General features: G+C 75.8%; 13 protein-coding genes. 6 read left to right on the forward strand and 7 right to left on the reverse strand.

The features are described from left to right. Nucleotides 1-66 precede the first annotated feature (66 nt). On the forward strand, nt 67-3,264 hold the full coding sequence (gene secA / locus PHK61_RS16565) for a preprotein translocase subunit SecA (protein WP_274282100.1): 3,198 nt from the start codon (nt 67-69) through the stop codon (nt 3,262-3,264). A gap of 16 nt (nt 3,265-3,280) precedes the next feature. Here secA and PHK61_RS16570 read toward each other — a convergent pair whose 3' ends face one another. Together PHK61_RS16570 and PHK61_RS16575 are read right to left on the reverse strand one after the other, a co-directional pair. Continuing rightward, a complete protein-coding gene (locus PHK61_RS16570; protein ID WP_274282101.1) occupies nt 3,281-3,820 on the reverse strand; it encodes an Rv3235 family protein in 540 nt (179 codons plus the stop codon). Nucleotides 3,821-3,930: 110 nt separating this feature from the next. Then, a complete protein-coding gene (locus PHK61_RS16575) occupies nt 3,931-4,716 on the reverse strand; it encodes a TrmH family RNA methyltransferase (RefSeq protein ID WP_274282102.1) in 786 nt (261 codons plus the stop codon). Between the two features lie 66 nt (nt 4,717-4,782). Between PHK61_RS16575 and PHK61_RS16580 the strand changes: the two genes are divergently transcribed. The 4 genes from PHK61_RS16580 (at nt 4,783) to PHK61_RS16595 (ending at nt 8,353) form a co-directional block, all read left to right on the forward strand. Further along, nucleotides 4,783-6,198 carry a WS/DGAT/MGAT family O-acyltransferase gene (locus tag PHK61_RS16580; RefSeq protein WP_274282103.1) on the forward strand — a complete coding sequence of 472 codons (1,416 nt, stop codon included), beginning with the start codon at nt 4,783-4,785 and terminating at the stop codon, nt 6,196-6,198. Between the two features lie 10 nt (nt 6,199-6,208). Beyond that, on the forward strand, nt 6,209-7,165 hold the full coding sequence (locus tag PHK61_RS16585) for a patatin-like phospholipase family protein (protein WP_274282104.1): 957 nt from the start codon (nt 6,209-6,211) through the stop codon (nt 7,163-7,165). Continuing rightward, a complete protein-coding gene (locus PHK61_RS16590; protein ID WP_274282105.1) occupies nt 7,162-7,665 on the forward strand; it encodes a DUF6912 family protein in 504 nt (167 codons plus the stop codon). Before PHK61_RS16585 ends, PHK61_RS16590 begins: the two co-directional genes overlap by 4 nt. A gap of 79 nt (nt 7,666-7,744) precedes the next feature. Beyond that, nucleotides 7,745-8,353 (forward strand): hypothetical protein, encoded by a 609-nt coding sequence (locus PHK61_RS16595; RefSeq protein WP_274282106.1) that lies wholly within the window; start codon nt 7,745-7,747, stop codon nt 8,351-8,353. Nucleotides 8,354-8,413: 60 nt separating this feature from the next. Here the strand turns inward: PHK61_RS16595 and PHK61_RS32065 are convergent, their stop codons facing one another. From PHK61_RS32065 to PHK61_RS16605, 4 genes are all read right to left on the reverse strand, one after another. After that, nucleotides 8,414-8,872, reverse strand: a complete 459-nt coding sequence (locus PHK61_RS32065) for a hypothetical protein (RefSeq protein WP_420791400.1) — start codon at nt 8,870-8,872, stop codon at nt 8,414-8,416. Between the two features lie 69 nt (nt 8,873-8,941). After that, nucleotides 8,942-9,232 carry a hypothetical protein gene (locus PHK61_RS32070; protein ID WP_420791401.1) on the reverse strand — a complete coding sequence of 97 codons (291 nt, stop codon included), beginning with the start codon at nt 9,230-9,232 and terminating at the stop codon, nt 8,942-8,944. A gap of 847 nt (nt 9,233-10,079) precedes the next feature. Next, entirely contained in the window at nt 10,080-10,850 is a 771-nt protein-coding gene (locus PHK61_RS32075; RefSeq protein ID WP_420791402.1) for a DUF5710 domain-containing protein, read from the reverse strand. 18 nt (nt 10,851-10,868) lie between these two features. Continuing rightward, a complete protein-coding gene (locus PHK61_RS16605) occupies nt 10,869-12,110 on the reverse strand; it encodes an FAD-binding domain-containing protein (RefSeq protein ID WP_274282108.1) in 1,242 nt (413 codons plus the stop codon). A gap of 38 nt (nt 12,111-12,148) precedes the next feature. Between PHK61_RS16605 and PHK61_RS16610 the strand changes: the two genes are divergently transcribed. Continuing rightward, a complete protein-coding gene (locus PHK61_RS16610; RefSeq protein ID WP_274282109.1) occupies nt 12,149-12,772 on the forward strand; it encodes a nucleoside/nucleotide kinase family protein in 624 nt (207 codons plus the stop codon). 60 nt (nt 12,773-12,832) lie between these two features. Here the strand turns inward: PHK61_RS16610 and rsgA are convergent, their stop codons facing one another. Continuing rightward, nucleotides 12,833-13,909, reverse strand: a complete 1,077-nt coding sequence (rsgA, locus tag PHK61_RS16615; protein WP_274282110.1) for a ribosome small subunit-dependent GTPase A — start codon at nt 13,907-13,909, stop codon at nt 12,833-12,835. Between the last annotated feature and the right edge of the window lie 2 nt (nt 13,910-13,911).

A 13,911-nucleotide genomic window follows, 5' to 3' on the forward strand; every position in this document is an offset into this window, starting at 1 on the left:
GTGCGCCGGTGTACGTGATCGGGCCCGGGAACCGTGGCGCCGACGAGGACGAGCGAGGTCACCACCGTGGTCCTGAACCGACTGCTGCGTGCGGGGGAGACGCGCACGGTCAAGCGCCTCGGCAAGATCGCGGACTACGTCGACACGTTCGCCGACGAGATCGCCGAGCTGACCGACGACGAACTGCGCGCCAAGACCGACGAGTTCCGCGAGCGCTACGCGGACGGCGAGTCGCTGGACGACCTGCTGCCCGAGGCCTTCGCGGTCGTCCGCGAGGCGGCGTCCCGCACGCTCGGGCAGTTCCACTACCCGGTGCAGATCATGGGCGGGGCCGCGCTGCACGAGGGCAACGTCGCCGAGATGCGCACCGGCGAGGGCAAGACGCTGGTCTCGACGCTCCCGGCGTACCTCAACGCGATCTCCGGCGAGCCGGTCCACGTCATCACGGTCAACGACTACCTGGCCCAGCGCGACTCCCAGTGGATGGGCCGCGTGCACCGCTTCCTCGGGCTCGAGGTCGGCGCCATCTACTCCGGCATGCCCGCCGACGAGCGCCGCCGGGCCTACCGGGCCGACATCACCTACGGCACGAACAACGAGTTCGGCTTCGACTTCCTGCGCGACAACATGGCCTGGTCGAAGGCCGAGTGCGTGCAGCGCGGGCACGCCTTCGCCGTCGTCGACGAGGTCGACTCGATCCTCATCGACGAGGCCCGCACGCCGCTGATCATCTCGGGGCCCGCCGAGCAGAGCGCGCGCTGGTACACCGAGTTCGCCCGCCTGGCGCCGAAGATGACGCGCGACGTCCACTACGAGGTCGACGAGCGCAAGAAGACCATCGGTGTCACCGAGGAGGGCGTGTCCTTCATCGAGGACCAGCTCGGCATCGACAACCTCTACGAGGCCGCCAACACCCCGCTCGTCGGGTACCTGAACAACGCGATCAAGGTCAAGGAGCTCTTCCTCCGCGACAAGGACTACATCGTCCGCGACGGCGAGGTCCTGATCGTCGACGAGTTCACCGGCCGCGTGCTCGTGGGCCGCCGCTACAACGAGGGTCTCCACCAGGCGATCGAGGCGAAGGAAGGCGTCGAGATCAAGCCGGAGAACCAGACGCTGGCGACGATCACGCTGCAGAACTACTTCCGCCTCTACGACAAGCTCTCCGGGATGACCGGTACCGCCCAGACCGAGGCGGCGGAGCTCTCGAAGACCTACAAGCTCGGCGTGGTCACCATCCCGACCAACCGCCCGCCGCAGCGCATCGACCAGGCCGACCTGGTCTACAAGACCGAGCCGGCCAAGTTCGAGGCCGTCGCCGACGACGTGGCCGAGCACTACGAGCGCGGGCAGCCGGTGCTCATCGGCACCACGAGCGTCGAGCGCTCGGAGTACCTGGCCAAGCTGCTCACCGAACGGGGCGTGCCGCACTCGGTGCTCAACGCCAAGTTCCACGAGCAGGAGGCCCAGATCATCGCCGAGGCCGGGCGCAGCGGCTCGGTCACGGTGGCCACCAACATGGCCGGTCGCGGCACCGACATCGTGCTCGGCGGCAACCCCGACTTCATCGCCGACCAGCGCCTGCGGGCGAAGGGCCTCGACCCGGTCGACACCCGCGAGGAGTACGAGGCGGCGTGGGACGAGACGCTGGCCGCGGTCAAGGACGAGGTCGAGCGCGAGGCCGCGTCGGTCAAGGAGTCCGGCGGGCTCTACGTGCTGGGCACCGAGCGCCACGAGTCGCGGCGCATCGACAACCAGCTGCGCGGGCGCTCGGGCCGCCAGGGCGACCCGGGTGAGTCGCGGTTCTACCTGTCGTTGGGCGACGAGCTCATGCGGCGGTTCAACGGCGCCATGGTCGAGTCGATCATGACGCGGTTCAACCTCCCCGAGGACATGCCCATCGAGGCCAAGATGGTCTCGCGGGCGATCCGCAGCGCGCAGACGCAGGTCGAGCAGCAGAACTTCGAGGCCCGCAAGGACGTCCTCGAGTACGACGAGGTGATGAACCAGCAGCGCACGGTGATCTACGCCGAGCGCCACCGCGTCCTCGAGGGCGAGAACCTGTCCGACCAGGTCCAGAACATGATCGTCGACGTGGTCACGGCCTACGTCGACGGCGCGACGGCCGAGGGCTACAGCGAGGACTGGGACCTCGAGAAGCTCTGGACGGGGCTCAAGCAGCTCTACCCGGTCGGGATCGCGTGGGAGGACCTCGTCGAGGAGCACGACGACATCGACCGCGACCTGCTGGTCGACGTGCTCACCGAGGACGCGCTCGCGTCCTACGCGCGCCGCGAGGCGGAGATCGACCAGATCGCCCCCGCGGGCGGGATGCGCGAGCTGGAGCGCCAGGTCGTGCTCTCGGTGCTCGACCGCAAGTGGCGCGAGCACCTGTACGAGATGGACTACCTCAAGCAGGGCATCGGCCTGCGGGCGCTGGCGCAGCGCGATCCCAAGATCGAGTACAAGCGCGAGGGCTTCGAGATGTTCACCTCCATGATGGAGGGCATCCGCGAGGAGTCCGTCGCGTTCCTGTTCAACCTGGTGATCCAGGTCGAGGAGCAGGCGCCCGTCGACGCGGTGCCGGGGGCGAACCCCTCCACGGACACCAACGTCCAGGCGGCGATCACGCCGGACACACCCGACCCGCGCACCACGCAGACGCGGACCACCGCGGGGGCGGCGCCGCTGCCCGTCGACCCGCGCCTCACCGGCGCGCCGACCAGCGCGATCCCGGTGCCGCAGCGCGCCCCCGGCGGCCCGGCGGGTCCGGTCCCGCCCGGCGCGATGCCCCCCGCGGGCGCTCCGCCCCAGGCTCCGGCCGCTCCGGCGGCGTCGGCGCCGACCGGTCGCCGCGGGCGCAACCGGCCCGGCGGCGGCCCGGCGCCGGCGACGCAGCGCCCCGGCAACGGGGGTCGCCGGGCCGCCCAGCCCGCCCCGCAGGAGGCGCAGGACGGCGGACCGGTCACGGCCGCGGGTCCGGCGCTCTCGCAGCTCGGTCAGGGCGCGATGCCCGACGCCTTCCGGGGCGCGGGCCTGGGCGGGCGCCGCCCGCAGGAGCTGAACTACAGCGGCCCCGACGAGGACGGCCAGGCCGCCCGGCACGCGGCGGGCGACGGCGCCACCGGCGGCGGCCGGGCCGCGCGCGCCAACCCGCAGCAGGCCCGGCGCGCCGACACCCCGTCGCGCAACGCGCCCTGTCCGTGCGGCTCGGGCCGCAAGTACAAGCAGTGCCACGGGGCGCCGCCCCGGACGCCGGGCTGATCCCGGACGCGAGCCGTCACCCCGCCCACAGCGCCACCAGGCGCCACCGGCCGGGGTCGGCGGGTCCGTCGTCGGCGCGCTCGAGCCGGGCCGCGACCGCCCGCACGCGCTCGTGACCGGGGACGACGGCCGCCACCTCGGCGGCGCGCGGCCCGACGGCGCACACCCGCAGCCCGCGCAGGGCCGCGCCGGCGGGGCCCGGGCGCGTTCGTCCCGGCGAGCCCGATGCACCCGGAGTGCCCGGTGACGGTGCGGCGCGCGCGAGGGTGGCCAGCGCGTCCGGCGTGAGCAGGGTGTCGAGGTGCCGGGCCGGCCGACGCCCGGCCAGGACGTCGCCCACGGCGGTGAGCAGGCGCGCCGCGAGCGGGCGCAAGGAGGCGGCGAGCCGGTCGAGCTCGTGCTGGGCGCGCCATGGGTCGAGCACCGGGGCCGGACGGGTCGGCGGGGAGGGCTCGGCGAGCACCTCGTCGAGCGGGCGGACACGCGGGGCGGGCACGGCGCCCACCCGGCGGGCGCGGGCCGGGGTGGTCACGGGCACGGTCGCAGGGGCTGTCACGGGTCCTCCCGGCACACGCGAGCGGGGCGGGGCCGGGGGAGGACCGGTCCGCGGGAACGGGACCGAGCGTAGGCAGCGCGGGGCGCGGGGCGAGGGCCGTTCCGGAGAACTCAGCCCCGGCGGCGGGCCAGCTCGAAGCAGGCCACCGAGGCGGCGACGGCGGCGTTGAGCGACTCGACGCCCTCGGCCAGCGGGATCGTCACCGGCCCGTGCAGCTCGGCGCGGACCTCGTCGGTGAGGCCGTCGGTCTCGCCGCCGACGACGAGCGCGACCCGGTCCGGGAGCTCGGCGTCGAAGAGTGAGGTGTCGCCACCGCTGTCCAGCCCGTAGAGCACGAACCCCGCCTCGGCGAGGGCGGCGAGGCCGTCGGCGGCGGTGCGGGCCCGCAGCACGGGCGCGTGGAAGGCGACCCCCGCCGAGGCCTTGATCACCAGCGGGTCGATCGAGGGCACCCCGCGCCGGGGCAGCAGGACGCCCTCGAGCCCCGCGCCGGTGGCGGAGCGCAGGATCATCCCGACGTTGGCCGGGTTGGTCAGGCCGTCGAGCACCAGGACCCGCGCGGGCGCCTCGGGCGCGAGGTCGTCGAGGAAGTGCTCGAGCGGGCGCATCCGCGGGGCGACGACGTCGGCGAGCACACCCTGGTCCTGGCGACCGTTGCCGGCGAGGACCTTCACCCGCTGCGCCGACGCCCGCTGCAGCACCAGGCCGCGCGCCCGGGCGGCCTCGGTGAAGGTGCGCACGGCGTCGCGGTCGGCGCCCTCGGCGAGCACGACCTTGTCGACCTCGAGGGCGGGGTCGCCGAGCGCCTCGAGCACCGGCTTGCGCCCGTACACCGTCACGAACGCGTCCTTCGGCGACACCGGACGATCGCGGGAGGAGCGCGGTGAGGGCGACATCACGACCAGCCTGGCAGACGCCCCGACCCCCGGCCGCGGTTCGGTCCCTGTGCGACGATCGCGACCATGCCGGACCGCCTGTCGGCGCTGGACGCCTCGTTCCTCTACATGGATCAACCGACGACTCCGATGCACGTCGGGAGCGTGTCCGTCTTCCGCAAGCCACGGTCCGGGTTCGACTACGACGGCCTGGTCGAGCTGATCTCGAGCCGGATCGGGCTGGTGCCGCGCTACCGCCAGAAGATCCGCGAGGTGCCCGGGCGGATGGCCCGGCCGGTGTGGATCGACGACGTCGACTTCGACGTCACCTACCACGTGCGGCGCTCCGCGCTGCCGTCGCCGGGCACCGAGCGGGCGCTGTGCGACCTGGTCGCCCGCCTCATGTCGCGGCCGCTGGACCACACCCGGCCCCTGTGGGAGATGTACCTCGTCGACGGGCTCTCCGGCGGGCGGGTGGCGCTGGTCACCAAGACGCACCAGGCAATGGTCGACGGGGTCGCCTCGATCGACATCGGCCAGGTGGTGCTCGACGACACCGCGAACGGCCGTCCGACCCCGGACATCGAGTGGGTCGCGCGGACCGAGCCGTCGTCGTGGCGGCTGATCTACGACGCGATGAGCGAGAACGTCTCCCGTCCCGGCAACGCGGTCGAGGCCGCCCGGGACGCGGTGCGCGACGCGGCGGACACCGTCACGAAGGTCGCGGGCGTCGCCGGGGGCCTGTTCTCGGCGGTGCGCACGGCTGTGCGCCCGGCGCCGGTGAGCCCGCTCAACGTGCCGATCTCCACCCAGCGCCGGTTCGCGATGACCCGCACCGACCTCGAGGACTACCGCGCCGTCCGCCGCGCGCACGGCGGCACGATCAACGACGTCGTGCTGGCCGTCATCTCCGGGGCCCTGCGCAACTGGCTGCTCTCGCGGGGCGCGACGGTGTCGCCGACCACGACGATGCGGGCGATGGTGCCGCTGTCGGTGCGCGGGGACGCCGAGACCACGGGGTCGATCCAGGGCGCCGGGCTGCTCGGCAACCAGATCGCGTCGTTCCTGGTCGACCTGCCCGTGGGCGAGCCCAACGCGGTGCTGCGCATGCACCACGTCGCCCACGCGATGCGCGAGCACAAGGAGTCGGGCCAGTCGGTCGGCGCGAACGCGCTGGTGCGGGTGGGCGGGTTCGCGCCGCCGACGCTGCACGCGCTGGGCGCCCGGGCCGCGAACGGCTTCGCGCGCCGGCTGTTCAACCTCGTCATCTCCAACGTCCCGGGCCCGCAGCACGCGCTGTACGCGGCGGGGGCCCGGATGCTCGAGATGTACCCGGTGGTGCCGCTGGCGAAGGGGCAGTCGCTGGCGGTCGGGCTGACCTCGTACGACGGCGGCGTGTTCTACGGCTTCAACGCCGACCGCGACTCGATGGCCGACGTGGACGAGCTGGGCGAGCTGGTCACCGAGTCGCTGGCGGAGCTGCGCGCGACGGTGCCGCGATGACGGGGCTGCGGTGAGCCTCGGCCTGGTGCTCGGCACCGGCGGCCAGCTGGGCTACGCGTGGACGATCGCGGCACTGACCACCTGGGAGCAGGAGACCGGGCGCGACGCGCGCGAGGCGGACGTGCTGATCGGGACGTCGGCGGGCTCGGTGATCGCGGCGGCGCTGGCCAGCGGGGTGCCGGTGGCGGACATGCTCGCCCAGCTGCTCGACCCGCCGCCCGCCCCGACCCGGCCGAAGGGCGCGCCGCAGTCGACGGCGCGCCGGGGGCTGCCGCCGGTGCCGCGGGTCGGCCCCGGGTCGTTGCGGCTGCTGGGCGAGATCGCGCGGCGCCCACGCCGGTTCCCGCCGCTGGCGTTCGGGGCGGCGCTGCTCCCGACCGGCCGGGGTGACACCACCGGCCTGCACCGCTGGGCCACCAAGTGGGCGCGCGAGCAGTGGCCGGAGGCGCCCCAGGTGCGGATCGTGGCGATGGACTACGACACCGGGGCCCGCGTGCCGTTCGGGCGGCCCGGGGCGCCGCCGGCGTCGATGGCCGAGGCGGCGACGGCGTCGTGCGCGGTGCCGGGCTGGTTCTCGCCGGTGCGCATCGCGGGGCGCCGCTACGTCGACGGCGGGGTGTGCTCGGCGACGTCGGCCGACCTCCTGCTCGACGCCCACCTGCCCCGCGTCGACGAGGCGCTCGTCCTCGTGCCGCTGGCCCGGTCGGGGGAGACACCGACGGTGTGGTCGAATCCCGTCGGGGCCACCGACGGCTGGCTGCGCGGGCTGATCGGCGGGCGGACCGCCGGGGAGATCGCTCGGCTGCGCGCGGCCGGGATCACGGTGACCGAGCACGCGCCGGACGCGGAGGACCGGGCCGTGACCGGCTGGAACGTCATGGACCCCCGCAAGCAGGCCGAGGTCGCGCAGGTCGCGCTGCGGACGACCGCCGCGCGGTGGGAGCGCGAGAGGACAGGGGAACGGTGAGGATCTACGTCCCGGCCACGGTGGCCGGACTGCGGCGGCTGCTCGAGACCGAGCAGCTGCAGCCGCTCTCCGGCACGGCCTTCGCCCTGACGCCGCGCCTGCGGGAGGCCTACGCCGCCGGGGACGACGAGGAGCTCGAGTACGTGGCGATGACCGAGGCCACGCGGGCGTCGCTGCGCCTGCTGGCCACGGAGCTGGCCGAGGACGGTTCCGTGCCTCCTCGTCGGGCGGTGGTGAGCGCGGACGTCGACGAGGTGACCCTGCGCCCCGACCTCGACGACGCCGTCGTGCGCGTCGCGGGCCCCATCCCGATGGCGCGCCTGGCGGCCGTGCACCTCGACCTCGAGGAGGCCGGGGGCGCGGTGCGGGCCGCGGCGGCCGTCGTCGACGCCGCCGACCTGGGCGACCCGGACGCCGAGTTCACCCTCGGCGAGGCCGAGGACCACGAGCTCGCCTGGTACGGCGTCCAGGAGCTGCCGTTCGTGCTCGAGCTGCTCTGATCTCATCCCTGCGGGGGAGGCGGATCCGGTCCCTCGGGTCGATGCGCGGTGTCGGGGGTGGTCCCTACCGTCCTCGGGCATGAGCCGCACCGCGACGACCACCCGCCCGTCGGCCCCGGCGGCGCGGTCGGCCCCGGCGGCGCGGTCGGCCGTCGGTGGGCGTCGCACCGTCGGGCGTCGCCTGGCGTACGGCCTCGGGCTGCTCCCGGCGTCGGCGGGGGTGATGGTGGCGGTCGCGGTCAGCGGGCCGGCCGGGGGCGTGGACGCCGCGCGACGCCACCTCGGGTGCGGAGGCTTCGCCACGTCGTCGCTGCGTGACCGGGTCCGCGGCGCCCGCGTCATGGTCCACGGCCTGCTCGGCGTCGTGTTCGGACTGGTGTTCTGGTGGCTGACCTGGATGGCGCTGCTGGGCACCGCGCGCGGCCCGTTCTACGGGTTCGTCGTCCCCGGGCCGTACGACGACGCCTGGGGTGGCCCGTCCCTCGTGGGGGCGTGGGCGGCGCACGCGTGGGCGTGGGTGGGGGTGCTGGTGGTGCTCGCGCTGGTCTGGTGGGGGCTGGCGGCGCTGCACGTGCGGCTCACCGAGTCCGTGCTGGGCACCCGGCGGTCGCCGTGGGTCGTGCCCGTGTCCGGCGTGGTCGTGCTCGGCGCCGTGGCGCTGGTCGTCGCCTGGGTGCGGCAGATCTGAGCGGAACGGCGCTCGGCTGTCGGGGGTGCCCGGTAGTATCGAACACATGTTCGATGACGGCTACGTGGAGGTGCCGGCGGGGCTCGAGGAGCTCCCCACCGGCGCCGGGCTCGCCGTCGTGCTCGAGCGGATCGACCCCATGCGGGTGTCTCCGTACGACACCGTGCGGTTGGTGGCTGCGCAGCGCCGCCAGCTCGCGCACCAGCAGGCGTGCTTCCACCTCGCGGCGCGGGAGGCCTCCCGGGCCGATCCGGACGAGCCGGGCGGGCGGGCCGAGACGGACGTGCCCGCCGCGGGCGACGAGCTGCGGGTCGTGCTCGCGGCGTCGCGCACGGCGGTGGGGCGGGTGCTCGACCTGGCCGAGGCCGCCGAGCGCCGTCCCCGGCTGGGTGCGGCCTGGCGAGCGGGGCGCATCGACGAGCAGCGGGTGGCGATCCTCGTGCGCGGGACCTCGGCGCTGTCCGACGAGCACGCCACCGCGGTGATCGACGGGCTGGTGGACGAGGCCGGGTCGCTCACGCCGTCGCGGTTGATCGACGAGGTGCAGGCGCGGGCCAAGGCCCTCGACCCGGAGTGGGCGCAGACCCTCTACCGCAAGCACCGCCGCCAGCGCCGCGTGCGGGCGCGCTGCACCGAGGCCGGCACGGTGAACATCTCGGCGATGGACCTGCCGCTGCCGGGCGGGGTGAGCGTCACGCGCCGGGTGAACGCGCTGGCCGCGCGGGCCCAGGCGGCGGGCCGGACCGGACTGATCGAGACGATCCGGGCCGACGTCGTGCTCGCGGTGTTCCACCCCGCCAACGCGGGCGCGACCGACGACGAGATCGTCGCCGCGGTGCTCGCCGCCGCGCTGCCCGACGACCCCCAGCCGCGCCGCACCCCCGATCCTGCCGAGGCGCCACCGGACCCGTGTCCGAGCCCGTCCCCGGACTCGCCCTCCGCCCGGCGCCCGACGCGGCAGTCCCGGTGCGAGCTGCGCGTCGGTCTCGCGACGCTGCTGCACATCGACGACCGCCCGGCCCGGCTCCCCGGATGGGGCGTCATCCCGGCCGGCACGGCCCGCGAGCTCGCGGCCGCCTACGCCGACGCCGAGTGGCGGGTGGCGGTCACCGACCACACCGGCGCCCTCGTCGCCGCCCTCATCACCCGGCACCGCCCGGCCCAGGCCACCACGACGCCGCCGGAACCGCCGATCGAGGGCGCGCCTCGCACGGTCGTCGAGCTCCACGTCGGCGAGGCCGCGCTCGCCGGCCTGCGGCCCGACGACCACACGGGCTGGGCGCGGCTGATCGCCGACCTGCAGCACCAGCTCGCGTGCTGGCGCACCGCCCGCGCCGAAGATCGTGCCGCACGGGAGGCGGAGGCGCGGGCGGCGGAGGAGGGCGCTGCGCCTGGTCCGACCACCGGGCTCTCGCCCTACGGGCAGACGCTCGGCGTGAACGCCTCGGTCTGGGAACGGGTGGCCGTGCGGCGGCGACGGCGCGCCCAGGAGGCGTTGGCCCGGTTCCCGTCGGCGGCGCTGCGTCGCTGGATCACGATGCGCGACCGCTCGTGCGTCTTCCCGCCCCGATCTGGGAGAACGACCCCTCCCCGCCGCGCGCCGAGACGCCCACTCCGGGCCCATCTGCGTCGGGACCGTTCGCGGGCCCACCGACCGGCCGCCCGCCACCCCCTGACGACCCCGACCCGCCGCCCTTCTGACGGCTGGTCACTGCCCGCTCCTGCCTCAGAGCTCGCGCGTCCAGGTACCCAGTCGCCGGGCCACGGTGTAGAGCTCGTCGATCTCGTCGTCGGCCAGCGCCGCGGGCAGGGCGGTGATCAGCCGCGGGAGGCCCACCGGGGTGGCCACGAGCACGCCCGGCGGCGCCGTGGCGCCGGGGGCGATGGTCAGCGACGCCGCGACGACGGCCAGCGCGCCGGTGGTCGGCGGCGCCGCCCCGGGGTCGTCACGCCGGGCGGCGGCGAGGAGCCGCCCGGCGTGCTCCGCCTCGGCCCGCGCGCGGGGCACGTGGTCGACCGGCTCGCGGTCGACGGTCATGCGGTCGCCGTCGACGCGGACCGCCCGGCCGTGGTGGTGCTCGGTGGTGACCGTGACCAGCCCCGGCGGCCCGAGCAGCACGTGGTCGATCTCGCCGCGGCCCGGGCCCATCGGCACCGCGTGCAGCACCCGCCACGGGGGGCGGCGCCCCGAGTGCGGGCCGGCCTCGGTCAGGCCCCGCAACGCCTCCGCGAGCCGGACCTCGCCCTCGGCGCCCGCCGGCCAGGACCGCCCGCCCCCGAGCTCGACCTCGGGCGCGGGTGCGCGTTCGGCGAGGTCGACGTCCCCCGACGAGTCCGGTGACGACGACGGCGCCGGCAGCCACCGCGCCAGCTCCGGCATCCCGGGGCGCGGGGCGTACCAGCGCTTGGCCCGCCAGTCCCACTGCGCGCCGGCGGCCTTGGCCTCGTCCTTCTCGCCGAACGGCACGTCGAGCCACGGCTGCTGCTCGCGGACCATGGCTCAGCCTGGCACAGGTCAGGAGCGGTCCGGCTGCGCCGGCATGCCCTTGCGCCACGCCGTGAACGACTGCATCCGCCCGGCGCGCGGGCGGAACAGCCACGGCCACGGGTGCACCACCGCGGGCTCGAGCTCGGCGGCGCGCCGGCGGAAGCCGGGCACCGGCGCGAAGGTGACCGCCAGGCGCCGCCCGGCGAGCTCGTCGGCCACCCGCCCGCGGCGGATCTCGACCGGCCGCCGCGTCGCGAGGTCGGCCAGCGTCTCGGTGAGGAACACCAGCCGCTTGCCCGAGAGCATCAGGCGCCGCAGCAGCGGCTCGTCGAAGCAGAACACCGCCGGGACGTCGGGGTGCGCGGCCAGGGCGGGGTCGGCGTCGCCGAGCGACTCGGCCGTCAGCCAGACCGCGTCGACGTCCCCGGTGGACGGCAGCGCCGGCCCCGCCGTCACCTCCGGGTCGGGGTCGCCGCGCAGCAGGTCGGAGACCGGGACGCGCGTCGTGCGCTCGTCGGACGGCCACGACTGCACCGGGCACGCGTCCCGCAGCACGCACCCCCGGCACAGGGCCGGCGCCCGCTTCTCGACCTGCCACCGCGAGAACGCGTAGGCCTTCCCGTTGCCCGCGCCCGTCGTCCACTGCCAGTTGAGCCGGTTGGCCGCCCGGGAGCCGTCGAGGAGGTGGGTGAAGAACACCTCCTCGCCGTCGCGCCACCGCGCGCCGGCGCGCACCGTCCACTGGCTGGCCAGCCACATCCGCGTCTGGTTGACCAGCCAGCCGTCGGCGTGCAGCTCCTGCACCGTGGCGTCCATGCACGCCATGTCCCGCGGCCACGGCTCGTCCCACGGCTGCGCCGGCGACGGCGGGGAGGCGCGCAGCTCGTCCCGCAGCGCGGGCTCGCCGTCGCGGCCGAAGCGGGCGTAGAGGTGGCGGGTGTACTCCTGCCAGGTCAGCTCGTCGCGGTACTTGCGCCGGTCGTTCGCCGGGGCGTCGGCGACGTGGTCCCACAGCTCGGTGAGGTCGACGAGCTGGTGGCGGATGTAGGGCGACATGCGCGAGGCCCCGCGCCGCGACTCGGGCAGGACCTGGTTGCGACGTCCCGCGTAGCCGGTGACGTCGAGCGCGGCGAGGGCCGCGTCGGCGGCGCTCTGCCCGCCGCGGAAGGAGCCGGACGCGGCGGGGGTGTCGCATGCGAGGTCCGCGAGGTGGTCACGGACGAACGCCACCGCGGCGTGGGGTCCCGGCTCGGGGACGGGGAGCTGCATCCCCCTGCGATACCCCGTGGTGGGCAATCATGCGCGGCGTGACCCCGGACTCGACCGCCAGCATCGCCCACCTCCTCGCCGCCGCCCGCGCCGACGGCCGCCGCCGGCTGCTCGGGATCGTCGGCGGCCCCGGCGCGGGCAAGTCGACGCTCGCCGCGTCCCTCGCCGGCCCCCGGGTCGCGGTGGTCGGGATGGACGGGTGGCACCTCGCGAACTCGGTCCTCGACCGCCTGGGCCGCCGCGACCGCAAGGGCGCCCCCGACACCTTCGACGCCGCGGGCTACGTCGCCTTCCTCGACCGCGTGCGCTACCGCGCGACGACGGTCTGGGCGCCCGAGTTCCGCCGCGAGGTCGAGGAGCCCATCGCGGGAGCGCTGGAGGTGCCGCCCGAGGCGCTCGTCGTCGTCACCGAGGGCAACTACCTGCTGGTCGACGAGCCGCCCTGGGACGGCGTCCGCGCGCTGCTCGACGAGGCGTGGTTCGTCGCGCCCGACGAGGACGTGCGCCGCGCCCGGCTCGTCGCCCGCCACGAGCACCACGGCCGCAGCCACGCCGAGGCCGTCGCCCGCGCCGACGGGAGCGACGCCGCGAACGCCCGGTTCATCGCCGCCACCGCGCACCGGGCGGACGTGGTGGTCCGGGAGGACCCACACCGCCCGTGACGGGCACCCCGGTCGGCACCAGCGGCACGGTCGGCGGTGCCCTGGTCCGCCCTCCTCCGCTCACGTCTCCCACGCCGGGGTCCGCAGCGCCTCCAGGACCCGGCGCAGCGCCTCCAGTCGCGCGGGGGACAGGCGCCCGGCCGCGACCTCCGCGTCGAGCGCGCACTCCGGGTCGGCCGGGGGACCCAGGTGCCCGCAGCCGCGCGGGCACTCCTCGATCGCCGCGGCCAGGTCGCCGAACGCCGCGACCACGTCGTCCGGGGCGATGTGCGCCAGACCGAACGAGCGGATGCCCGGGGTGTCGATGACCCACCCGCTGACGTGGCGGGACGAGCCCCGCTCCGCTCCGTCTCCCGGGAGCTCGGGCAGGGCCAGCGCGACCGCGGAGGTCGAGGTGTGCCGTCCCTTCCCGACCCCGGAGACCTCGCCCACGGCCCGGTCGGCGTCCGGCACGAGGGCGTTGACCAGCGTCGACTTGCCGACCCCGGAGTGCCCGATGAGCGCCGACACGCGGTCCTCGACGACCTCGCGGAGCGCCACGGGGTCACGGTCGGCCCGGGTGACGACGACGGTCAGGTCGAGGGCCGCGTAGTTCGCGGCGAACTCGGCCGGGTCGGCGAGGTCGGCCTTCGTCAGGCACAGCACCGGCTCCAGGCCGCCGGCGTAGGCGGCGACGAGGGCGCGGTCGACGAACCCGGTGCGCGGCGGGGGGTCGGCGAGTGCGGTGACGATCACCAGGTGCGACGCGTTCGCGACGACGACCCGCTCGTAGGGGTCGGTGTCGTCGGCGGTGCGGCGCAGCACGCTGCGGCGCTCGGCGACCCGCACGATGCGCGCGAGGGCGTCCTCGCCCCCGGAGACGTCGCCGACCAGGCCCACCCGGTCGCCGACCACGACCGGCGTGCGGCCCAGCTCGCGGGCCCGCATGGCGACCACGCGCCGCTGCGGGTCCTCGTCGGGCGCGCACGTCCAGCGGCCCCGGTCGACCCCGACGACCATCGCCTCCGTGGCGTCGGCGTGCTCGGGGCGGCGCTTGCTGCGCGGACGGGTCCCCCGCCCGGGCCGCACCCGGACGTCCGACTCGTCCAGCCGGGACGTCGCGCCCCGCCCGCCGCCCCGGGATCCGCTCGGCGTCACCG

Source organism: Actinomycetospora lutea, assembly GCF_028737205.1.
GTDB lineage: Bacteria > Actinomycetota > Actinomycetes > Mycobacteriales > Pseudonocardiaceae > Actinomycetospora > Actinomycetospora lutea.

Coding starts and splice junctions, on each gene's coding strand:
- PHK61_RS16575 (WP_274282102.1), bottom strand. CDS start 4,716: ATGTCGCCCTCACCGCGCTCCTCCCGCGATCGTCCGGTGTCGCCGAAG.
- PHK61_RS16580 (WP_274282103.1), top strand. CDS start 4,783: ATGCCGGACCGCCTGTCGGCGCTGGACGCCTCGTTCCTCTACATGGAT.
- PHK61_RS16595 (WP_274282106.1), top strand. CDS start 7,745: ATGAGCCGCACCGCGACGACCACCCGCCCGTCGGCCCCGGCGGCGCGG.
- PHK61_RS32075 (WP_420791402.1), bottom strand. CDS start 10,850: ATGGTCCGCGAGCAGCAGCCGTGGCTCGACGTGCCGTTCGGCGAGAAG.
- PHK61_RS16605 (WP_274282108.1), bottom strand. CDS start 12,110: ATGCAGCTCCCCGTCCCCGAGCCGGGACCCCACGCCGCGGTGGCGTTC.